Raw genomic sequence first — 22,783 nt, 5'->3', positions numbered from 1 at the left:
GCTCAACTTCCGAGTTCAAAGGCTCAACTTCCGAGTTCTAAGCTAGTAATGAATACAAGACTCACCTTGACAGCGCTAGTGAACTACGGCTAACTCTGTCAACGTGGATAGGTTGATTCAAAATTTGTATGAAGCATTAAATTTTCTGACTGTCTTCTCGTGCTAAATTACTAAAGCTTGGAGTTGGGAAACTCCGGTGAAATTCCGGGACTGTGCCGCAGCTGTGATGGGATCGCCCAAGTCAGAATGCCAACTCTCAATATGTCTTCAAGACACACTCACCGTCTACTCCCTGCGTTGCACGGGGAAGGAGTTCTAAGTTTGCTTTCTGGATTTGCCACTTGTCCTGGCTTGTTTTATGCTACACCCGCCGCCGATGGTATATTATCTCGCATTAGAATACCAGGTGGAATTATTAGTAGTCAGCAGTGCCGTGCGCTCGCAGATATAGCAGAACAGCACGGTGGCGGCTATGTAGATGTGACTAATCGAGCTAACCTGCAAGTTCGTGAAATCCGCACGGTGATAAATGCTGAGGTTCTGAAACACCTACAGGATATGGGATTGGGTTCTCGCAATCCTGTTGTAGACCACATCCGTAATATTATGACCAGCCCAACTGCTGGTATCGACTTGCTAGAATTAATCGACACCCGCCCTTTTGTCCATGGTTGGGATGATTATATTGCTGCACATCCGGCGCTTTCGGGACTGTCGGCAAAATTTAGCGTTTGCTTTGATGGTGGTGGGATAATTCGGGTGTGCGATCGCTTGAATGATATCCTATTTGTCGCTGTCTTAGTTAACAGTAATGTTTACTTTTGCCTTTATCTCAGTGTCGGCGCAAAGGGACAACCGCCCAGCGATATGGGAATTTTGTTACCACCAGAGAAATGTTTGCCTGTCTTGGCAGCTTTGGCAGAGGTCTATCTAGCTCATAGTAATACTACAAGTAAGCGTCGGCTACGTCTCTTAGAGTTATTGAATACTTTGGGTTGTGAAAATTATCTCCAGGAAGTTGAACAGCGTCTACCTTTTTCTCTTTTATGCAGTGAAACTAGAAAAAACCTAACCCCCCAACTACCTTCCCTAATAGGGAAGGGGGAGGAATTCTTTACTCTTTTACAAGGAGAGGGGAAGTATCAGCATATTGGTATCCACCCCCAACGTCAGCAAGGATTATTTTACCTTGGTGTCGTGTTACCTCTTGGGCGATTGGAGAGTAGTCAGATGCGGGGTTTAGCAGATTTAGCAGCCAAATATGGTAGCGGCACTCTTAGGTTAACCCCCTGGCAAAATCTGCTGTTAACAGATATTCCTCAGCAATGGGTTGGCGATGTCCTGCGAGAAATTGCTTTCTTAAGATTAGATTCCTCAGCAACTAACATCAAGAGTGCATTAGTAGCCTGTTCTGGAAAAAAGGGTTGCGCCGCTTCTGCCACAGATACCAAGGATCATGCGTTGATATTGGCAAAGTATCTTGATCGCGTTACTCTGGATTGCCCAGTTAATATCCACTTTAGCGGCTGCGAAAAATCCTGCGCCCAGCATAGCAAGAGTGATATTACTCTCCTCGGTGTCAGCATTGAGGCTAACAATGAAAATGTGGAAGGTTATCACGTTTATGTTGGTGACAGCAAAGAGAAATTCGGACGTGAACTATATCAAAATGTAACTTTTGCCGAACTACCTGCGTTTATAGAGCGGATGCTATATGTATATAAAATTCAACGTCTAAATTCTGATGAGTCCTTTGGGAAATTTGCTAATCGATATGCGATCGCCCAATTACAGCAGTTATTTAATATTATTCCTAAATCATTCGTGAACAACAAGATTCCCAACTTTTTAGAGAAGTCGGCAATCTGAGCCTTTCGATTTTCATCGGTCAATCCCTCCGGGTTCAGCAGTCGCTCATGGGGGAAACCCCCAAGACCGCGCTGCTTCTCCAAAATCTAAAATCCCAAATCGAATGCCAGACTACATCCGAGATGCCAACGAAATTTACCGTAATTCTTTTGCAATCATCCGGTCAGAAGCAAACCTAGATGTGCTGCCGCCAGATGTAGCAAAAGTTGCTGTGCGTCTCATTCATGCCTGTGGGATGACGGATATTATCACTGACTTGGGATATTCACCAACAGCAGTGCAATCTGCAAGGGCAGCACTAGCAGCAGGAGCGCCAATTCTGTGCGATTGCCGGATGGTTGCGGATGGCGTTACTAGGCGGCGGTTGTCTGCAAACAATCAAGTTATCTGTACCCTCAATGAGCCAGAAGTGCCAGAAATCGCCCAGCGTCTGGCTACTACAAGGTCGGCGGCAGCACTAGAATTATGGCGATCGCACCTCGAAGGAGCAGTGATCGCAATTGGCAATGCGCCCACAGCACTGTTTAGGCTGTTAGAAATGCTCGATGAGGGAGCTACTAAACCTGCTATTATCTTAGGCTTTCCAGTTGGGTTTGTCGGTGCAGCCGAATCAAAAGCAGCATTGGCAGCAGACAGCAGGAATGTGCCATTTTTGACCTTACATGGTCGGCGCGGTGGGAGTGCGATCGCAGCCGCAGCAGTTAACGCCCTGGCAACGGAGGAAGAATGAATATGAAAACTAAAGGTCGTCTCTATGGAATTGGTGTCGGCCCAGGCGATCCCGAACTATTGACTCTGAAAGCACTGCGGTTATTACGTGCGGCTCCTGTGGTAGCCTATCAATCAGCCACAGATAAAGAAAGTATTGCTAGAGCGATCGTGGCACAGTATCTACCTGGCAATCAAATCGAGGTATTATTTCACCTTCCCCGCGCTTTGGAACCAGAAAAGGCAAAGTCTATTTATGACAAGGAAATTGAACCAATCGCCGACCATTTAGCAGCCGGTCGAGATGTCGTGGTGCTATGTGAGGGTGATCCATTTTTCTATGGTTCGTTTATGTACCTGTTCACGCGGTTATGTGACCAGTACGAAACAGAAGTTGTCCCTGGAGTTTCTTCGCTGATGGCTTGTCCGGTAGCCTTGGGTGTACCTTTCACCTACTACACTGATATCCTCACAGTCTTACCCGCGCCATTGCCAGCAGAAGAACTGACTACACATCTGCTGATGACCGATGCAGCCGCAATTATGAAGCTAGGTCGTCACTTTACTAAAGTACGAGATATTCTGCATAAGTTAGGGCTGGCATCACGGGCAAGATATATTGAGCGGGCATCAACATCACAGCAACGCATCATACCCTTGGATGAAGTTGATCCAGCTGAAGTACCCTATTTTTCGATGATTGTGATTCCAACTAAAAATCGACTATAAACCTGTGACATCCTCAAGCCACGAAATCGGTGTAATGATTGGGCTATTTCGGTGAAAGTTAGACTTACAAGAGAAGGCAGGAGGCAGATAGCGCAGCGTAAAGCCAACTCTACAAGACGCACTCGCGTCCGCTTAGAGCGAGTCCCGTCGGGCAGTTCTTGCTGGAGGAAAGAAGTATTAATGAAAACTTTAGTTGTGGGTTTAGAGCCGCATTAGTATAAAAAGAATTGTGTCAACCAGAAAGTGCGATTAGACACAAGGCATCCTGAAATTTCTTTTTGGTAAAGGTATTGTTTAACCAATACGTTAGCCAAAACAAGAGGATGAAGAGCGAGGGCGCTCTGTAGTAGAGTTATTGTCTTTCACAACGACAACTCAAAAACTACAAGCAGCCCATGCCCGATATCCTATCATTGTTACAATAATGCCTGTTACCGCAGATAAACGCTACGACGATGCGGCAATAATTGAACCAGAGAACACATTTTTTGCCGCTTAACGACCGGTCATTTGCTCCAGCTTTTCAGGGTATCGAGCCCCTTGCACCGTGATCTTGGAGGCGGCGTCATCGATGTCACGCAGATCGTCGGGCGTGAGTTCGACTGAGACTGCCCCGATGTTTTCGTCCAAGCGATGCAACTTCGTGGTACCCGGAATCGGAACAATCCACGGCTTCTGGGCCAGCAGCCAGGCGATCGCAATCTGAGCAGGTGTCGCCTGCTTCTGTTCTGCGATGCTGCCGAGCAGATTAATCAGGGCCTGATTCGCCTTGAGAGCCTCCTTAGTGAAGCGAGGCAGGGTGCTGCGGAAGTCGGAGCTGTCGAAGGTTGTGCTTTCGTCCATCTTGCCAGTGAGAAAGCCCTTGCCCAACGGGCTATACGGGACAAAGCCGATTCCGAGTTCCGATAACGTCGGTATCACTTCCTTCTCAGGAGTCCTCGTCCACAGCGAGTATTCGCTCTGGAGAGCAGTGACCGGCACAACCGCGTGCGCGCGACGGATCGTTTGCACTCCTGCTTCAGAGAGTCCAAAGTGTTTCACCTTACCTTGCTGAATCAGTTCCTTTACTGCTCCTGCCACGTCTTCGATCGGCACATTCGGGTCAACCCGGTGCTGATAGAGCAAGTCGATTGTGTCGACCTTGAGTCGCTTGAGCGATCCCTCCACGGCCCGCTTGATCTGCTCTGGCCGACTATCCAATCCTGGCGCACCCTTCATCCCACGGGGATCGGAATTAGGACTGAGGTCGAATCCGAATTTGGTGGCGATCGCCACTTGCCCACGGAAGGGAGCCAGGGCTTCGCCTACAAGCTCTTCGTTGGTGAATGGGCCGTAGACCTCGGCGGTGTCAAAGAATGTAACGCCACGTTCGACGGCAGCCCCCAGAAGAGCGGTCATCTCCTGCGTGTCTTTGGGCGGACCATAAGAAAAGCTCATTCCCATGCAGCCCAGCCCGATCGCCGAGACTTCTAAGTTGCTGTTTCCAAGTTTGCGCTTCTGCATTTTTTGAACTCCTGTCTTTGAATTAAAGGTCAAACTCTCTTACTTCACGGTCAGGTATTGTTCGTTGCTGACCTGTTCCATCCACTCGGCGGTATTGCCGCAGCAGTCGTTTATCTGGCGTACGTAGTCTGCTACGGTGACCAAAATGTAAACGAGAGAACATATTCTTCACTAGTCAATTGCGATCATCACCATTACTCTATCGCCACTTCCTGAAGGCATTTCAACGCATTCAGTGTTCGGGGATATCCCACCCAGGGCAACAATTGTGTAATCAGATCCAGCAGTATGTCTTTGCCGTTTCCGACATTCAGGTTGCCTTGAATGTGCCCCTTTATCTGTGATTTAACCCCGCCCAAAGCAATGAGGATAGACAGTGTGATCAGCTCCCTAATTCTAATGTCTACGCCATTGCGGGTGTAATAATCGCCAAAGCAATTGGCAGACAGAAACCTTTGAATGTGCAGCTGGTCTTTGGGCGATCGATCATACATTTGATCGATCGTCTCGCCGAACACAGCTTTCTGGATTGCCAGCCCTTTGTCGTAGCGCGTTTCCGGGCTAGTGGTCGATTGCCCTTCCAAAGGTAATGGAATGCCCCTGCTCGACAGCACTTCATTAGTGGCATGGATGAAGTCAAAGGCTTTCGCCATCCCCACGTAGGGCACTGACTGATACAGGATCTCTTTGATTTCGATCGGCGTTACGCCGACATTGAGCGCAGCACCCACCATAACCCTGTATTCACTGACTGCCTGGCTGCCGATCATAGACGCCAGAATCAGCATGACTCTTGTCTTTGTATCCAGCTTGCTCAGAGCAATTACTTCGTCAAAGGCGAAGTTGTCAAAGACTTCGATCAGTTCAGGGTCGGTTTCTTTCAGGGTCGATTTGTGATTTGGAAAAAGTTCCTGATGATTTTTATGTGCTGCTTCACTTATCCTCACAGAGGATTGAGTTCCGTCCTTCTGCGGTGTATTTGTCATCCGCACCTCCTTGTTTGAGTCACAGTTGTGTGGTCGGCGATTCCGTCTATAATCCCGTTCGCTTTTCCAACTCTTCGGGATAACGTTCACCTTCCACTGTAATTTGCGCCAATGCCTGGTCGATGCTCTGCAATTCCTCCTGCGTCAGTTCGATGTCTGCTGCCCCAATGTTTTCTTCCAAGCGGCTCAGTTTGGTCGTGCCGGGAATGGGCACAATCCACGGTTTTTGCGCCAGTATCCAGGACAGGGCGATTTGCGCTGCTGTAGCTTTCTTCTGGTTCGCCACCTCTTTCAACAAATCCACCAAGAACTGGTTGGCATCGAGAGCCTCCGGCGTAAACCGGGGAACAATGCTGCGAAAGTCGGATTTGTCGAATTTCGCGTCCTTGCTGATACTGCCCGTCAGAAAGCCTTTACCCAAAGGACTAAACGGCACAAAACCGATTCCCAACTCTTCCAGGGTAGGCAACAAAGCTTCTTCCGGACGCCGCCACCACAGTGAGTACTCGCTCTGAACGGCAGTTAGCGGTTGAACTGCGTGCGCCCGACGAATGGTTTGTACACCCGCTTCTGAAAGCCCCCAGTGTTTGATTTTGCCTTCAGCAATCAAGTCTTTGATGGTTCCGGCTACGTCTTCGATCGGCACTTGGGTATCCACGCGGTGCTGATAGTACAAATCAATTACGTCGGTGTTTAATCGCTTCAGCGAACCTTCTACGGATTCCCTGATTCCTGATGGATGACTGTTCTGCACCTGCTTACCGTCCTGTAACTTGATGCCAAACTTCGTGGCAATGACGACGCGATCGCGGTAGGGTTTGAGCGCTTCGCCTACCAATTCTTCATTGGTGAATGGCCCATAAATTTCGGCTGTATCAAAGAAGGTGACGCCACGCTCCACTGCGGCTTGGAGCAGAGAGATGCTTTCTTGCTTGCTGAGGGTATGGCTGTAGGCATGGTTCAGCCCCATACAGCCCAGCCCGACCGCCGAGACTTCCAGATTACTGTTTCCAAGTTTACGTTTTTGCATGATACTTCTCCTTTATTGGTTTCAAATCGGCTCAGTCGCGGTTAACCGTGTTTGGCTGACACGCGAAGGCGGCTGGATTGGCTTACCAGATTTTGTTCCAGATGACTTAGCAGAGTAGCCTTGGAACGTTCAGTTCTTTGAAGGCGCCTCTACACCCGAGAAGACCAGCACTGCGTCTGGGAGGCGTGCCCCACGGATCTGGATCGCCGAAACAGACCGATTCAGTTCGGCAAGTTCGGCAGGTGTGAATCGAACGGCAGCCGCGCCGATGTTCTCGATCTATATGCGGCATCTGTGTCGTGCCGGGGATGGGCACGATCCACGGTTTCTGCGCCATCAGCCATGCCAGCGAGATTTGGGCGGGAGTGGCTTGTTTTCGCACCGCCCACCTTTTCACCAAGTCAACGAGCGTCAGGTTGTGGGGCAGATTCTCTGGCGAGAACCGGGACTCAATGCCGCGAATGTCACCGTCAGCGAACCGCGTATTTGCGTCAATGGCGCCGGTCAGAAAACCCACGCCAAGCGGACTCCACGGGACGAAGCCGATGCCAAGTTCCTGGCAGAGCGGGATGACTACATCTTCCGGCCCACGCCACAGCATCGAGTACTCGTTCTGAACGGCGCTAACGGGCAGCACGGCATGAGCGCGGCGCAATGTGTTCGGCCCCATCTCGGATAGGCCCCAGTGCAAAACCTTGCCTTGCGCCATCAGATCCTTGACCGCGCCGGCGACATCTTCGATTGGCACCTGCGGGTCGACTCGGTGCTGGTAGAGGAGATCGATGCGGTCGGTGCGAAGGCGCTTGAGCATCCCCTCGACGGCCAATTTGATATGGTCGGGGCGGCTGTTGAGTCCCGGACGGCGCTCGCCCGTTTTGAGATCGATGTTCCAGCCGAACTTGGATGTGATCGCAACCTTGTCTCGGAACGGCGCTACGCCTTCGCCGAGGATCCGTTCCACCTCATGAGGGCCGTAAGCCTCCGCCGCGTCGTAAAAGGTGATGCCACGATCAAAGGCTGTCCGAATGATGTTGAACATCTCGGATCGGGTGGGGATGGTCTGTTGATATGTGCGGCTCATGTTTTGAACGCCGAGTCCGACGGCAGAGACTTCCAGGGTGCCGAGCCTGCGACGCGCCATTTGCTGTGACTGATTGGCGTTTTGTCCTGCGGCGCCCTGCGCCCCGGCAGCTTGTCCGGCTTGCTGGGCCTGCGCGGTCGTGTCCCGGCGAGCCAGCACCGATGCTACTGCCAGTCCCAGTCCTGCGCCGAGCAACTGGCGACGATTTGGCATAGGAGGGCCGTCTTCTCTCTTGGGGTCGTTTCGTGTTTTGTTCATGTCAGTGACTCCTTCTTTGGGCTGTAGCGCCCCAGTTATCTACAATAAAATCGTTCCGCGTGTAGCCCTTTGTTGTCTTCAGGGGCTTAGGTGTTGCGTTTGGCAGTTCCTAACATTTTCACCATGTCGGGGTCGCGATGGTCGAAGAAGTTGCTCTTCTTCGTGTCCAGCGAGATAATCGCATTCATATCTTCGGGACTTAGCTCAAAATCGAAAATGTTGAAGTTCTCAACCATTCTTTCCGTCCGAACGGATTTCGGAATCGCCACCACTCCTTTTTGTGTCAGCCAGCGCAGAATCACCTGGGCAACGGTTTTCTGGTATTTCCCGGCGATCGAAAGTAGTAGTTCATTGCTGAAAATGTTGTTCTTACCTTCCGCAAAGGGTCCCCAGGATTCGATCTGAACCTTGTTTTCCTGTAAAAATTTTTGGGTTTCAATTTGCTGATTGAAGGGATGGGTCTCGATTTGATTTACCGCCGGAACCACTTCGTTATGAATGATAAGGTCTATGAGCCGATCAAGATAGAAGTTGCTGACACCGATGGCTTTGGTGCGACCCTCTCGATACAACTCTTGCATTGCCCGCCACGCACCGTAAACGTCGCCGTAAGGCTGATGGATCAAATACAAGTCTAGGTAATCCAATCTCAGCTTGTCCAACGATCGTTGGAAAGCCTTCTTGGTGCTTTCGTAATCGGCATCCTGAATCCAGAGCTTGGTGGTGATGAAAATCTCGTCTCGCGCCACGCCGCTCTTTTGGATGGCTTTACCGACGGCTTCTTCGTTCCCGTAAGAAGCTGCCGTGTCAATCAAACGGTAGCCGATTTCAATCGCGTCCGAGACGCTTCTTTCGCACTCTTCCAGATCAGTCATTTGGAAGACACCGAATCCCAAAATGGGCATTTCCAACCCGTTGTTCAAGACAACCTTCTGCATAATTTCTCCTTTTACCGCAGCTTGACCCGATATCGGCGAGAATGGCAGCCGTAGCTCAGTTCTGTACAGCTAAGGTCAAGAACCGAAACTTCCAGATGGCTATTGCCAAGTTTTGCTTAGTTTATTGATATATCTGGGTTTGGGGCATTTTTGAGTATTTGGTGTATTTCCCTTACCCTGTATGGGTTTGAGGCTTGTTTGTTCCTCAAAAATGTTTAAGATCCCATTAAATAAAAATCTAGAATGCTTACAAGAAGCCGAAATCATTTTTCGTTGCTTTAGCTTCATTCTAAGAATCCTGAAGAAGAAGGAATATAACGATCGTCTAAGATCGTTGTACAATCCTGCAAATTTAGAAATGAACGCTGCCAAAATGAGTGAAAAGTCCGATATCGATTTAATCAACGACCCGCAGGAAAAGCGCGAGGCAGACAGAGCGCAAGCTAACCGAGCCGAACTGACTGAGCGGATTGCCCAGGCGATTCGTCAAGATGGGACGATTGAGCCGCTCAAAGGATTGCACCTCAACCGCTCCTCTTCACCATCGGAACCCTGTCATAGTGTCTCTGTCCCTGCCTTTTGTGTGATCGCTCAAGGCAGCAAAGAAGTCCTTCTGGGCAGCGATCGCTATCAGTACGACTCTATGCGTTATCTACTTGCTACAGTTGAACTGCCGATTGTCAGCCAAATTCTGGAAGCGTCCAAACAGCAACCATACCTTAGCCTTCGCCTTGATCTCGACCCCACCCTCGTTGGCTCAGTCATGGTAGAGGCAGGAGGGCATCCCTCATCGCGCAGCCGTGTTGATGTGAAAGCGATTGACGTAAGTCCGTTGGATGCAAATCTGTTGGACGCTGTGGTGCGGCTCGTCAGGCTTCTAGATTTCCCTGCTGAAGCTCATGTTCTCGCACCATTGATTAAGCGGGAAATCATTTACCGGCTCCTGATGGGAGAGCAAGGTAACCGGCTTCGTCATATTGCAGTTCTGGGTGGCTACACCCACCACATCGCCAGAGCCGTCGAGCGACTTCGTAAAGACTTTAACGAGCCGATCAAGATTGAAAGCATTGCACGAGAGCTAGGAATGAGTGTCTCGGGCTTTCACCATCACTTCAAGTCTGTCACGGCAATGAGTCCCTTGCAGTTCCAGAAGCAATTGCGGCTCCAGGAGGCTCGCCGTCTGATGCTGGGGGAAAGCCTTGACGCTACCAGTGCTGCCTACCGAGTAGGGTACGACGATGCCTCGCACTTCAACCGGGAGTACAAGCGGCTCTTTGGTGCCCCACCCATGCGCGATGTGGAGCGGCTGCGAGAAGCTGCTAGGGAGACTGCTAGTTCAATATGATGATCTCCTCAACAATACCTTAGCCAAAACAAGAGGATGAAGAGAGAGGGCGCTCTGTAGTAGAGTTATAGGAATTACGCATTCACAATAAATGGCAAATATGCGTAAGTTAAAAACCACCTCTTTCGTAAGGGCACAGCAATGTTCTCTACAGCATAGCCTATTTCCGATCGCAGGATAATTAAGAAAAGCCTGCAACAACCGATTTTAAACACATCACTATGCATTTGTACAGTCTGTAAGTCTTAATAAAAACTAAAATTTATAGACACAAAGTGGAAAATATAGCAAAAGCCTTGGTGATTAGGACATCAACAGATGATAAAACTTAGACGCAAAAAGACTTTTCACCAAGTATTGAGTCCCCAGTTCCCAGTCCCTTGCTATAAAGCAAGGCTTTGAAAAAAGTTCAAATTTAGCATCTTATTTTTTTCTCTTCAGATACTTAATAATTCAAAACATTTTTAGATGGAAATTTTAACTCTCATTAGAGAATATCTACAGTAATTTTCAGGTCAATAGACCACACAGTTGGGGTTTAGCAATACGCTTTACCCCGATGACAGATGTGGCTCAAATATTATCAAAACTGCTGTAAAACCTTGTATTTCCGTGCTTAGTTCCAGACAGAGAATTTTTAGCTTTGCTGATAAATCGAGGCTTTGAAAAAGATTTAAAGTCAATATGTGATTTTTCTATATTCAGAGATATAAAAAAGAGTTATTTACATAAGCCAAATTTATCCGGTCAATCACTATATAAATTATTTTTCAGATATAAAAATAGATGATTTAATGATATTTTTCTAAAAAAGAATGGTACTATCTGGCATAGCGTACCACAACGCTAAAGGGCTTCCAAATAAAAAATACTTAACTACTTCTTCTGCGGGCTGATTTTTCACATAATCTGAAAAATCCCACGAAAAACCTAACCCCCTAACCCCCTTCCCGATGCGGGAAGGGGGAAAATTCAAAGTCTTTCTCCTTTTAGGAGAGAGAAATAGAAGTGAGGTTTTGCAGATATCGTGAAAAGTCAGTTTGTGGGGTAAGCATTCTCACCCGCCAGCTTTTTGCTGCGGGTAAAATGCCCACGCCATAAGATTGGATAATTTATTTTTTGGAAATCCTTAATGACATCTTAACTGAAGATAAATTCACACTAAACGTTTAATCAGGAGAGAAAGTTTTATGGTTGATGTCGTACTATTTCAAGGTAATAGGTACATTCCGGATAATACTACTACTTCCGAAGGCTATGGGGCGCAAACTGCCACCAATTTTGAAGTGCTGTATAGCAGTGGCGTTCTGAACTATAGTGCTATAGGTGTCAATTTCACCTACGGTTAAAACGGATTTTTTAATTCTGGAACCATTATTTCTGATTTTATCTTCGGAAGTAATGGTCAACTCATAGAACAGGAGACAAATCTGAATATTGACGTTGCCACAAGAGAGAGCCTTTTAACTACTGGCACGTCAGGATACGACTTTAATCAATATGTTTATCGAGGTAATGACAGTTTCCTTGGATCTGCGGAGGATGATAGCTTTGACGGCTCCAAAGGTAACGACACCTTCAATGGTGGGGCGGGTATTGATGTCTTAAGCTTCCAAAAATTTAGCGAGGGAGTAATCGTTAATCTCTCAACAGGGCAGGCAATTACTTCTTTTGGCACATCGGTTATTTCCAACGTCGAAGATATCGAGGGGTCAGCATTCAGCGATATACTGACTGGGAACTCTGGAAATAACCAGATTCAGGGGTTTGGCGGCGCTGATAGGATTAATGGCGGTGCAGGATTTGATACTGCTGTCTATTTTGACGCTACCTCAGCAGTCGGTGTTGATTTGTCCGCCGGAGTTGTTATTGGTGGTAGCGGTAATGATACTTTAGTTTCCATTGAGCGAGTGTTGGGATCTCGTTTTAGTGACGTGCTGATTGGTTCTAATGCCAATGAATCTTTCTTAGGAGGATTTGGTGACGATTCTATTGATGGTGGGGGTGGCATTGATACTGTTGAGTACGGTTTTGTCGGTTCTAGGGTTATTGTAAATCTTGCTGCTGGATTCGCTACTGGTGGTGCAGGAACTGATTCTATATCCAACGTTGAAAACGTAAAAGGCTCGATTTTCGATGACATCCTTATCGGTAACTCTGGAGCCAATGTTCTTAATGGCGACAATGGAGATGATATTTTGAGTGGTGAGCTTGGTGCTGATACTCTAACTGGCGGCCAAGGCGCAGATGCATTTGCCTTCCAGTTTGGACAATCAACAGTATCAGCAACCGATCGCATTACTGACTTTACCATTGGCACAGATGCAATTAGTTTACTAGCTTCAGACGGTTCAACCGTGATTACACTTAGCACTTTTACCCGTGCTGCTGATAAGACTGCCACCACTTTAGTAAATTTAGTCAATCAAGTATTTACCGACGCTAATGGAGCTTTAGCCGGAAATCAAGCTTTAGGGGTGAATGGTGCAGCCTTAGTTAAGGTAACAAGTGGAGCGATCGCCGGAACTTATCTCGCAATCAATAATAGCACTGCTGGTTTTCAGGCCAATAGTGATTTGTTAGTCAATTTAACAGGATTAACAGGTACTTTACCTGCATTAGGAAATATTGCAGTCAGCAGTTTCTTCGCTTAGTTAGCATCATCATTTTTAAACTAATCTGCCGAATGTAGGTTAATATCAGGCTTGATTAGCGAAAATCCCAAATCGAATAACCTCCTGGCAGATTTAACCAGGAGAGTTCAAAAAAAATGATTCATCTTTACAAACGTTGTAGTAGGCTCAAACCGTGGGTATCAGTACCACAAGTATTGAAAAGAAAATATTCATCAGCCAACTTTTGTACTTGTTCTGATTCCACTACGCTGGGTTTCCAGGGGTTAGGGTTATTGTAGGCGTAGAAAGTTTCCACGCCATCAATGCCCTTTTGGGACGCAGCTGGAATTAAGTCAAAAAGCGATCGCTTGTAACGAGCCGGATGAGCCAGAACTGCCAATCCGCCAGCTTCATGAATAGCAGCAATAACGTTACTTGCTTGATATTCTTGGCCTGTAGTCGGCCTTCTTTGCAGATAAGGCTTCATGCTAGGGTGTTCTGGTGTAAAAGCGTAAGCCAAAATATGAACTTCTATATCCAAAAGGCTGGCATTAATTTCCACACCACTCCACAGGTAAGGAGTGCTTGCACCAGGATGATTCCACTTCCAGTCTTCTAACCAAGCAAGTGATGCTTGATAGCCGATAATACCATGATGATCGGTGATGGCTAACCCCTTTAGTCCAATAGCGATCGCCTGCTCCATCAATGCACTCGGCTGCAACTTACCATCCGAGTAGACAGTGTGCATGTGAAAGTTGAATAACCTTGGACAACTTTGTGCATCAATGTTTTGGAATACTTGCTTCAAAAGTTCTGTGGAACCAGTAGTTCGGGCCAAATTTACAACCATAACCCCCTCTGAACAAAAATATATCTTTTTAACACACTAAAACGGTACATCTAGAGATGAGAAAGACTCAACACTATAAATTAGTGTTGGCTGCTACTTTCTCAGCTTTCTCAGCAAATTTTTCAATATGTTAAAACTACGTTAGCAAATCTTAACCTCAGTAGTCACGCGTAATATGCACTACTTTTAATATAAGTAGTAAAAAATATTGCATATAAAATTATAGAAATACGCCTATAGGAGTTGTGCTAAATGACTTACCTTTAAAGACTTAAGAGGTAATTTTCTTTGAGAAGCCTGCAATTTAACTATATATTACGTGTAATAAAATATGATACTTATCAGTAATTACACTCTTGTAGATTACTAGTAATGACTTGAGCGTAGGCTAGCAAGAACCGCAGGCATCGCATAACTCAGTCTACAATAGCTTCAAGAAAACTAGCGATCGCTCCTAAAGAACTATACCCCTCGCGCAATTCCAAAAGAATCTCCCTTCAAGGTGACTCCAAGCGGTTCTACCACTACCTCGCGGGTAAGAGACGCTTCAACCCTTCCGGCAATCACAGATGTAAGTTTATGTTCTCTTGCGAGGATGAGGATCCTCTCTGCATCCTGCTCCGACTCAGTATAGAATGCAAATCCTGCACCGTAATTAAACACAGAAAGCATCGTCGCTGCCCCGCCTTCAAGATGACCCTCAACAAACGTAAATATTTCCGGCACTGGGAGCATCGTGTCGATGACATACCGGAGCGGCTTCACCGACCGCATTAGCTTTTGCCATCCATGTCCAGTGATATTCTCCATCGCAGTGGGACGAATTCCCTCGCCAAGCACCGCCTGCACAAGTGGCGTGTAAAGATACGAAGCGGCATTCATCGCTTCCCAGAATTCCTGCCCACTTGGAAGTTTTGTTCTGTAGCCATCAGGGAGGGACTGGGCAAGCTTTCGCAGTGGGGTAAAGCCATTCTCATGGGGCCCCGAACTTTCGACGAGAACAATGGTATTTCCGGCATCCAGACGCGAGCTATCAATAGGAGCGACAGCAGGCGGCATCACCCCAAAAACTGAGCCTGCGATATCGAGCCGACCTGGAATCATCTTAGTTTTTAATTGAGGAGTTTCTCCTGAGAGGTACACACACCCCACTCGTTTGCACCCCTCAACTACTCCATCCAGAAACCCATCAAGGAACGCGGGCGTGAAGATCGTTTCAGGAGTACTCGATGGCAGATATAAACCGAGAAGTATAGTCTGCATACCTGATGTTGCGGCATCGTTCGTAAGACACGAGATGATCTTGATACCAATATTCCACCAAAATCGTCGAAGTTCTTCTTCGGAAAGGTCGTCAGGTCGAGTATCGTCTGCGGTGCCCAGTCCTTCGGGGACAAGTGTCATAGAAAGTTCTCTAGCCCCCGCCTCTAGAAACGGAGCGAGATTGAAGCTGAAAGCGTTAGCACTTGCTCCAAGACCCGATGCGGGCACGATGCCATAGGCGCTTGCAAAGCCAAGCGTGCGTTTTGCAGCATCGATGAAGCGTCGTTTTGCGGCATCGAGAGTATCGTAATCGACTTGATCGAGAGCTTGAGCCATCAGGTTGCGTTAAAAGTTAATAGTCACAAGTTAAGAGTTAAAAGTGAGGAAAACTCATAACTCCTAATTTTAAAATACCTCATCTTCAATACCACGCCACCATTCCCCCAAATTCACCAAGTCTTGGTAAATGTCTTTTAATTCTTTGTAGTAGGTATCGTCTGTAAGGGTGGCTCGACGCTCTTGCAATTTCTTAAGGCGCAGTTGTACCAATAGCCAAGGTTTAGTGATGCTATTAGTTGCTTCTATGTATTGCGCTAGTTCTTTGCTATCCATAATGTTTTATATTTTGATTTTCATGCCACTACTTTTATTAAACAGAATTAAGGAGTCAGAATTCATTCTGAATTCTGACCGAAAAAGCGGATATCGTAGCGTAAAGCCTTCTCTTGTCCCTACAGCCCTTCTCCTAAAGGAGACGCTGTTCGCGTTCGCGCATCCTACGGCAGGCGCTAGCCTCTCCCAATGTGATTCGGGGAGACGCACTCGCACTCGAGACACTGCGCGTAGTAAGATCCACGAAGTGGTACGGCATGGCAACGCTATGAGCGAGTCCGCGATAGCGCAGCGTAAAGCCTTCGGTATAGCAACGCTTAGAGCGAGTATTCGAGCGTCGCGTCTGAATAATCAGCGTTTTTCCACCCCCACAAAACAAAAAAATTTGGTGGTCAACAAGAAAGTCGCGGGTCTGAATCCCCGACTGATAGCGCAGCCTTAGCGACGTAGGAGCGTCGGAACAAGCGTCTTGATTGCTGACCAAAGCAACGGAAACGTCTCCGGCTTTGCTCCTGAATTCAGAATAGCTGAATTCTTCAATCAAGCTACTGTCTGTCCCGCCACTGAATAACAAAAAAGGGAGAAATTAAAAAGAACTTCTCCCTTTTCTTGGTGGGCTTTCTGCTTCAACTTTTGTAAATTAACTGATTGTTTCTACTTTACATAGTCTGGCACAAGCCAGTTAATTAAGCTTTCGCCAAGTTTTCAGCAGCAAAGTCCCAGTTGACTAAGTTTTCTAGAAAATTCTTGATGAACGCCGGACGGGCGTTTTTATAGTCAATGTAGTAGGCGTGTTCCCAAACATCTAAGGTTAGGAGTGCCTTCTTACCATGAGCTAGAGGGTTTTCTGCATTTGGTGTTTTGATCACCTTCAGCGTACCACCATCATCGATGAGCCAAGACCAGCCACTGCCGAATTGAGTTGCAGCTGCATTCGAGAACTCTTCCTTGAATTTGTCGAAGCTACCAAAATCTTTATCGATTTTGCCTGCAAGATCACCAGTGGGTGTACCACCACCTGCTGGTTTCAAGGAATTCCAAAAGAAGGTGTGGTTCCAAACTTGGGCAGCGTTGTTGAAAATTCCTGCTTTAGAGGAGTCGTTAAAGGAAGTTTTGATCACCTCTTGCAGAGACTTATCAGCAAGTTCTGTACCTTCAGTGAGCTTGTTGAGGTTGTCTACATAAGCTTTGTGATGCTTGCCATAGTGATACTCGAAAGTTTCAGCTTTCATGCCATAAGGCTCTAAAGCATTAATATCGAAGGGTAGTGGGTCTTGTACAAATGCCATTGTGTCAAATCCTCTCTTTACCGATTTCCAGTTTTAAGCTATTACAGAAGCTTAGGAAATTAACAGCTTTTATTTTTAAGGTTTTATGTCTTTAATGATCAAACATAAAACTTAACATCGTCATTTTACTACCAAAGTGAAGATAAAAACAAAGTACTTGTTTAATAAGTAAAATTAAGTCAAATCACTAGTAAATAAGGACTATAAATAAAAATGGCTAATATTTCCTAGCTAAAGACCACAGAACTTACGCAAAAATGCAGTGAAAGCCTTGATTGACTGTCGGGGCAATTCATAAATTGCCCCGACATTTTGTACCGGATGCGTAAGTCTTAGACGAATAAGTAATTAAGTCGGTAAGCATAATTAAACGTAAAATGCCAACGAGTAAAATCAGCTTTGTGAGAAGCTTTTAACTTTTGGAGGCGGTGCGGTCTCTCTACGAGACGCTACGCGAAAAGGTAAACCCCAATCAGGAAAAAATGCCTTTTACTTAGCATTTAACAATTAAAGCTTTCAGGCTTCTATCTGTAGCGGGATTAATTGTGATGTGAGAGATCAGTCGAAAGCGTGATGATTTAGTACTTAAAAAAGCTAATATTGAGAATACAAGACTAAATTTTTAAAATTATTTTTTTTGCAATCTGCGCTGTTTCTGATGGGTGCAGTTTTAAGGATGGTAAGTGAATCATCGCTCACCCACCACCCTTTTTAACTAAAAAACTAACAGCAAATAGTGGTAATTACTACTGAGATAAACGCTGCTGGTAGTAGTTCACAATTTGTGCTGTGACTTCAGAAATATTCAGACCATCGGTTTGAACTTCAACCGCATCGGCTGCTTTTTGCAAAGGGGAAACTTTGCGTGTACTATCTTTCCAATCGCGTTCGGCAATGTCCCGCTCCAGCTGCTCTAAACTGATTTCAGATTGACCTTGTTTGTTAAAGTCTTCCTGGCGGCGACGGGCGCGTTCACTCACAGAAGCGGTTAAGAAGATTTTCACTTCGGCATCGGGGAATACGTGAGTACCGATGTCCCGACCTTCAGCAACTAAACCGCCTTTCTTTCCCCAGTTTTGCTGTTGTTTAACCAGTGCTTGACGGACAGCGCTTTGTGCAGCGATCGCAGATACTTGAGATGTGACCTCAATCGTGCGAATTGCTTGGGTAACATCGATACCGTTAATCCAAACCTGCACGGACGATTGTAAATCTTGGTTAGGGGTAAGTTCAATTTTACACTGGTTAGTTAATTCTGCGATCGCACACTCATCATCAATAGCAATCCCCTTTTGCAGTACTAACCAAGTTACAGCACGGTACATTGCTCCTGTATCTAAATACACTAAATTCAGATTTGTTGCCACTTGACGCGCCACTGTAGATTTTCCAGCCCCGGCTGGGCCATCAATGGCGATAATGGGTTGACGATCGCGCAATATAATATTGTCAATCAAACGTGTAGACCCAAGACGAGCTGCGATCGCCAACATTCCTTCCTCCTCAACTTTTTCTAAAGACATTAACGTAGTCGGTTCAACCAATTCAATATATTCCACTAAAATCGTGTTGACTATTGCCACTTCTTGCTGTGCTAGTGCTATCAACCTGTTACTATTGTGATCGCCTGCAAGGAATGCAGCTTCAGCTCGTCGCAAGCCGCGATATAATGCCGCCGCTTGCTCTTTTGCCGTTGCAGTCAAATATTGATTACGAGAACTGAAGGCAAGACCCGAAGCTTCCCGTACTGTTGGACAACCAACAATTTCTACTGGCAAATTTAAGTCAGCTACTAAGCGTTTAATAATTGCCAGTTGCTGACCATCCTTTTGACCAAAGTAGGCACGGTCAGGCTGTACCAAGTTGAAAAGTTTGGTCACAATCGTAGCGACACCTTGAAAGTGACCTTGCCGAGAACGACCACACAAGCCTGTTATCATAGCAGATGGGGGGATAACTTGTGTAACCTTTGATTCTTGTATACTCTTCTGGGGAACTGCCATCTCTTCAGGAGTTGGTGCAAAAATTGCATCTACCCCAGCTTGTTCGCAAAGTTGTTGGTCTTGCTCTAAAGTGCGGGGATAGCGTTGATAATCCTCATTGGGAGCAAATTGCAGGGGATTGACGAAAATACTAACAATCACCGTAGAATTTTCTTGCCGCGCCCGTTGAATTAAGCTTAAATGACCTTGATGCAAATTTCCCATCGTTGGCACCAGACCGACTGCCGTCTGATACCAGCTAGTCATCTCATCTAGTTTTAGATCCTCAGTAACCGCAATTAGCTTGTTTTCTGAGCAGCGTTTAGTTAAATAGCAGCGTAAAGCTGCGACTGTTGTCAGCAGGCGCACAAAAATACCCCTAGTTCTTATCGATCCCTCCCCCGTTAGTTTATATCTGAAAGAGAGGGAAGAGATGATTGAACTAGGGGAATTGTTATGGGGATTGGAGATTGGGGATTGGATACTGGGGATTGAAAAACTTTTTCCTAGTCCTTAGTCCCTAGTCCCTAGTCCCCAGTCCCTAGTCCCCAGTCCCCAGATTATTTCCCCAAGACTTCAATATGCACTGGTGCCACGCCACTGCCCATCATTCCCAAAATCCGAGCGGCACCAGCAGACAGGTCTATGACTCGACCCCGAATGAATGGGCCTCGGTCATTAATTCGCACCACTACAGAACGACCGTTGCGGGTGTTGGTTACCCGGACTTGTGTACCAAAGGGTAAGCTGCGATGAGCGGCAGTCATTCCTTCTGGGTTGAATCTCTGTCCGCTAGCAGTACGATTACCAGAACCGTCATAGCCGTAAAAAGAAGCTATGCCTCTCAAGGTGGCTCGCACTACTCCAACGGCCTCTTGAGGTAGCTTTTGTATTGATATTGGCAGATGCACTGGTAAATTAGCAATTTCTTTTAAGGGAGATGCATTGCCTAGAAGTCTCCGCAGGCGATTGGTTGCTTGCAATGCATCTTGCGCTAGATTGTTGGTGCTACCTGCTAGTCGCGTACCTTCGTTGATTTCGACTAATTCTTCGTCATTAACTTTGATTACATAGCGATCGCCATTTTGTTGAACTGGGGTGCTTTTGTTTTCTGCTTGATTGTCAGTCGATTTTTCCCCTGCTTTCCAACTTACGGTAATCTTACTCCCGTCCACATTTTCCCGATTCAACTGGTTGATCTTAGCTGCTATTACACCAGCTATCTGAACCGGGTCATTGTCGGCAGAGCTAATCTGGTTACTCACATCTGTTACGTTCCCAGTATTCAGGGCATTTGATGAATTGCTAGCAATAAGGGCGTACCCTTGTACGCCCCCAGCATTTCCAATTGTACCAACTTTTTTACTTTCAAGATTCGTATTTGATACAGAACTTAAAAAGGTTAGAACAGGTATATTTCGGATAAAAAGGGTTGCCGCCTTACGTCCTCCAACGTTGTGAGGATGAATTTCTGTAATCACAGCATCCAAGGTTTGTTTCCCTGCTCTGGATTGGTACTCTCCCACCTTCACCACATCAGGGGCGGGTGATTTCTGGGAAGCTAGCGCATTTCCCTTAATGGTTTGAGTGCAACCAACTGAGGGTATGCCCAAAGTAGCCATAGACAGGGCAACAATAATCCACAAATGTCTTTGATTCATGCGTCCGTTTTTTAAAGCGACTGTAGAATTTAAGTTTTATGATTCGCGGGTTTCTTCACTTTGTGAAAGTGACTTCCCTCCTGAAAAACTCGAATTCGTTCCGTTTTCACTTTCTTATTTATAACTGCAATAGACTAGCACGAACCTTTTGGCTTGGGGATCAGGGTTTTAGCGTAATTCTTGGCAGCTTTTTCAAATTCCAATTCCAATTTTAAGGGCGAAACCTTTCTCTAATGAGGACTTTGGCTATGTAACGCTTTTTTTGGCAAGTCCAAAAATTATTAAAAAAACTTTATGCTTATTGCACGCTAAAGTGACGATACCCTATTCACATCGGTTCTAAAGGCTCGTCGCTACCCGTGTATTTTAGATTACATCTATTTTTGCTCTTTCCAATTAGAAGGTAATATAACTTTAATTGAATGGCATCGGCATAAATACTTAAAATAACTTATTTCATTAAATCTTTAGATTTCTCTACGAATAAGTCATGATATGAGTTACATCTTAAAAAATTATGTAAATTAATTTGAGCTTAATATCTTTTTTCAAAGTTTTTTCCACTTAGATTAATCATGACTTTTATTTTCCATGACTAGGCTGAAAATAGTGATATATGTAACTTGATATTCCAGTAATACTGAGTATAAAAAAAAGGAAGATACTCAACTGAATATTTTTCCGGATGAATGATAAAAAAATTAGCAAATCTTTGCGATCGCTTGCAGATTAAATTTGCAGAGTATTATAAAGCACAATAGCCTTTTTTTGACCTAAGTACTTGCTCAAATATGATTTTTTAGAGCAAGCTATCTGTTCAAAAATCTTTGCGGCTGTAGGGATGTACAGCTGTACCCCTACTATATATAGTAGGTATTTTGGGAAATCCTATCAGCCTGATGACAAACCAAGCACATCAAGGAGATTTAGAAATAAATCCATCGCCATTAAAAGCATTTCTCAATGAGTTGCATTCCCAGTACAAGTCAGTCCGGGAGGGTGCAGTAGCGAAATACATTCCAGAACTGGCAAAGGTAAACCCGGACTTGTTCAGCATTTGCATTGTGACAGTAGATGGTCAGGTTTACAAGGTTGGAGACTACGAGCAACTCTTTACTATTCAGTCAATTTCCAAGGTGTTTGCTTATGGGCTTGCCTTAGAAGATCATGGGCTGGATTATGTTTTGACTAGAGTTGGCGTGGAACCGACGGGGGATGCATTTAACGCGATTGTTTTGGATGAGCAATCGAAGCGACCTTATAATCCAATGGTAAATGCAGGTGCGATCGCAACCACCAGCTTAATTAAAGGTTCCGGCCCCACCGAACGCCTCAACCGAATGCTGGATATGTTTCGGCGGTATATTGGCCGCGATGTATTCGTTGACATTTCAGTTTTTACCTCAGAACGCAGTACAGGGCATCGCAACCGGGCAATGGCGCATCTGATGCTCAACTTTGGCATGATTGACCGGAATATTGAAGAATCGCTGGATCTTTATTTCCAGCAGTGTGCTGTGATGGTGAATTGCCAAGACTTAGCAGTGATGGCGGCTAGCCTTGCTAACAGAGGTATTAATCCCATTACCAAAGAACAGGCGGTAGATAAGCGTTACATCAAAGATATTTTGAGTGTTATGTATACCTGCGGAATGTACAACTTTGCAGGTGAGTGGGCTTATAAAATTGGGATTCCGGCGAAAAGCGGAATTTGTGGTGGGATTATCGCCGTTGTACCCAATAAGATGGGTATTGGAGTTTTTTCGCCCCTGTTGGATGTCCGTGGTAATAGTGTGCGGGGGGTCAAAGTGTGTGAAGAACTTTCCCAACGGTTAGGTTTACATCTGTTTGATTGTTCAGGTCAACACGCGAAATTTGATTGAAAGAGGCAGAATAATTTTAGATTTTAGATTTTGGATTGAACAATTTAAAATTTATTAGCGATCGCAAATTAACATTAGATATATAGATATTCGGCTAAGTTTGCTTCTTAAATCACCATAAGCCAATACGCTTGGCTTTGTGAAAAATTGCTTTGTTGGGTTAAGCAAAGCGCAACCC

Annotated in this window: 20 protein-coding genes, 1 pseudogene and 1 riboswitch; of the genes and pseudogenes, 9 read left to right on the top strand and 12 right to left on the bottom strand. The window is 45.9% G+C overall.

Annotated features, from left to right (window positions below):
- Positions 1 to 132: 132 nt before the first annotated feature.
- Positions 133 to 273: riboswitch (cobalamin riboswitch) on the top strand.
- The 4 genes from cobG to ACFFAP_RS20010 all read left to right on the top strand — a co-directional run bounded on the left by cobG (position 262) and on the right by ACFFAP_RS20010 (position 3,805).
- A complete protein-coding gene (cobG, locus tag ACFFAP_RS20025) occupies positions 262 to 1,869 on the top strand; it encodes a precorrin-3B synthase (protein ID WP_375512849.1) in 1,608 nt (535 codons plus the stop codon). (Overlaps the previous riboswitch by 12 nt.)
- Before the next feature lie 103 nt (positions 1,870 to 1,972).
- Positions 1,973 to 2,599, top strand: coding sequence for a precorrin-8X methylmutase (locus tag ACFFAP_RS20020; RefSeq protein WP_375512848.1), 627 nt, complete (start codon positions 1,973 to 1,975; stop codon positions 2,597 to 2,599).
- Between the two features lie 2 nt (positions 2,600 to 2,601).
- Positions 2,602 to 3,306 (top strand): precorrin-2 C(20)-methyltransferase, encoded by a 705-nt coding sequence (locus ACFFAP_RS20015; RefSeq protein ID WP_229495061.1) that lies wholly within the window; start codon positions 2,602 to 2,604, stop codon positions 3,304 to 3,306.
- A gap of 355 nt (positions 3,307 to 3,661) precedes the next feature.
- On the top strand, positions 3,662 to 3,805 hold the full coding sequence (locus tag ACFFAP_RS20010) for a hypothetical protein (RefSeq protein ID WP_375512847.1): 144 nt from the start codon (positions 3,662 to 3,664) through the stop codon (positions 3,803 to 3,805).
- Here ACFFAP_RS20010 and ACFFAP_RS20005 read toward each other — a convergent pair.
- From ACFFAP_RS20005 to ACFFAP_RS19980, 6 genes are all read right to left on the bottom strand, one after another.
- Positions 3,802 to 4,809 carry an aldo/keto reductase gene (locus ACFFAP_RS20005; protein WP_375512846.1) on the bottom strand — a complete coding sequence of 336 codons (1,008 nt, stop codon included), beginning with the start codon at positions 4,807 to 4,809 and terminating at the stop codon, positions 3,802 to 3,804. The two genes, ACFFAP_RS20010 and ACFFAP_RS20005, sit on opposite strands and share 4 nt — an antisense overlap.
- Before the next feature lie 22 nt (positions 4,810 to 4,831).
- Positions 4,832 to 4,972 carry a hypothetical protein gene (locus ACFFAP_RS20000; protein ID WP_375512845.1) on the bottom strand — a complete coding sequence of 47 codons (141 nt, stop codon included), beginning with the start codon at positions 4,970 to 4,972 and terminating at the stop codon, positions 4,832 to 4,834.
- 31 nt (positions 4,973 to 5,003) lie between these two features.
- On the bottom strand, positions 5,004 to 5,795 hold the full coding sequence (locus ACFFAP_RS19995; RefSeq protein WP_375512844.1) for a carboxymuconolactone decarboxylase family protein: 792 nt from the start codon (positions 5,793 to 5,795) through the stop codon (positions 5,004 to 5,006).
- A gap of 46 nt (positions 5,796 to 5,841) precedes the next feature.
- Positions 5,842 to 6,825: an aldo/keto reductase gene (locus ACFFAP_RS19990; protein ID WP_375512843.1), complete on the bottom strand. Its 984-nt coding sequence runs from the start codon at positions 6,823 to 6,825 to the stop codon at positions 5,842 to 5,844.
- Between the two features lie 106 nt (positions 6,826 to 6,931).
- On the bottom strand, positions 6,932 to 8,164 hold the full coding sequence (locus ACFFAP_RS19985; protein ID WP_375512842.1) for an aldo/keto reductase: 1,233 nt from the start codon (positions 8,162 to 8,164) through the stop codon (positions 6,932 to 6,934).
- An 86-nt stretch (positions 8,165 to 8,250) separates the two neighbouring features.
- The gene (locus tag ACFFAP_RS19980; RefSeq protein WP_375512841.1) at positions 8,251 to 9,102 is read right to left on the bottom strand and encodes an aldo/keto reductase; all 852 of its coding nucleotides are present in this window, start codon (positions 9,100 to 9,102) and stop codon (positions 8,251 to 8,253) included.
- A gap of 358 nt (positions 9,103 to 9,460) precedes the next feature.
- On the opposite strand from ACFFAP_RS19980, the gene ACFFAP_RS19975 reads away from it, so the two are divergent.
- The 4 genes and pseudogenes from ACFFAP_RS19975 to ACFFAP_RS19960 all read left to right on the top strand — a co-directional run bounded on the left by ACFFAP_RS19975 (position 9,461) and on the right by ACFFAP_RS19960 (position 13,101).
- Complete coding sequence (locus ACFFAP_RS19975) at positions 9,461 to 10,447, top strand: AraC family transcriptional regulator N-terminal domain-containing protein (protein WP_375512850.1); 987 nt, start codon at positions 9,461 to 9,463, stop codon at positions 10,445 to 10,447.
- A gap of 1,190 nt (positions 10,448 to 11,637) precedes the next feature.
- The gene (locus ACFFAP_RS19970) at positions 11,638 to 11,796 is read left to right on the top strand and encodes a hypothetical protein (RefSeq protein WP_375512840.1); all 159 of its coding nucleotides are present in this window, start codon (positions 11,638 to 11,640) and stop codon (positions 11,794 to 11,796) included.
- Positions 11,797 to 11,820: 24 nt separating this feature from the next.
- A pseudogene (locus ACFFAP_RS19965) lies at positions 11,821 to 12,246 on the top strand (hypothetical protein); the annotation flags it as partial.
- Positions 12,247 to 12,297: 51 nt separating this feature from the next.
- Positions 12,298 to 13,101: a bluetail domain-containing putative surface protein gene (locus ACFFAP_RS19960; protein ID WP_375512839.1), complete on the top strand. Its 804-nt coding sequence runs from the start codon at positions 12,298 to 12,300 to the stop codon at positions 13,099 to 13,101.
- Between the two features lie 127 nt (positions 13,102 to 13,228).
- Here ACFFAP_RS19960 and ACFFAP_RS19955 read toward each other — a convergent pair whose 3' ends face one another.
- From ACFFAP_RS19955 to ACFFAP_RS19930, 6 genes are all read right to left on the bottom strand, one after another.
- Positions 13,229 to 13,915 (bottom strand): PHP domain-containing protein, encoded by a 687-nt coding sequence (locus ACFFAP_RS19955; RefSeq protein ID WP_375512838.1) that lies wholly within the window; start codon positions 13,913 to 13,915, stop codon positions 13,229 to 13,231.
- Positions 13,916 to 14,377: 462 nt separating this feature from the next.
- Positions 14,378 to 15,514 carry an AIR synthase related protein gene (locus tag ACFFAP_RS19950; RefSeq protein WP_375512837.1) on the bottom strand — a complete coding sequence of 379 codons (1,137 nt, stop codon included), beginning with the start codon at positions 15,512 to 15,514 and terminating at the stop codon, positions 14,378 to 14,380.
- 69 nt (positions 15,515 to 15,583) lie between these two features.
- Entirely contained in the window at positions 15,584 to 15,790 is a 207-nt protein-coding gene (locus ACFFAP_RS19945; RefSeq protein ID WP_375512836.1) for a hypothetical protein, read from the bottom strand.
- 686 nt (positions 15,791 to 16,476) lie between these two features.
- Positions 16,477 to 17,079, bottom strand: a complete 603-nt coding sequence (locus ACFFAP_RS19940) for a superoxide dismutase (RefSeq protein WP_375512835.1) — start codon at positions 17,077 to 17,079, stop codon at positions 16,477 to 16,479.
- A 746-nt stretch (positions 17,080 to 17,825) separates the two neighbouring features.
- On the bottom strand, positions 17,826 to 19,430 hold the full coding sequence (locus ACFFAP_RS19935; protein WP_375512834.1) for a bifunctional pantoate--beta-alanine ligase/(d)CMP kinase: 1,605 nt from the start codon (positions 19,428 to 19,430) through the stop codon (positions 17,826 to 17,828).
- Between the two features lie 191 nt (positions 19,431 to 19,621).
- Positions 19,622 to 20,722 carry a septal ring lytic transglycosylase RlpA family protein gene (locus tag ACFFAP_RS19930; RefSeq protein WP_375512833.1) on the bottom strand — a complete coding sequence of 367 codons (1,101 nt, stop codon included), beginning with the start codon at positions 20,720 to 20,722 and terminating at the stop codon, positions 19,622 to 19,624.
- Between the two features lie 899 nt (positions 20,723 to 21,621).
- Between ACFFAP_RS19930 and glsA the strand changes: the two genes are divergently transcribed.
- On the top strand, positions 21,622 to 22,605 hold the full coding sequence (gene glsA / locus ACFFAP_RS19925; protein ID WP_375512832.1) for a glutaminase A: 984 nt from the start codon (positions 21,622 to 21,624) through the stop codon (positions 22,603 to 22,605).
- Positions 22,606 to 22,783 lie beyond the last annotated feature (178 nt).

This window comes from uncultured Nostoc sp. (genome assembly GCF_964245575.1).
Lineage (GTDB): Bacteria > Cyanobacteriota > Cyanobacteriia > Cyanobacteriales > Nostocaceae > Nostoc.
The sequence above is the reverse complement of the archived record's forward strand: the minus strand, read 5'-3'. Positions and strand labels throughout refer to the sequence as shown.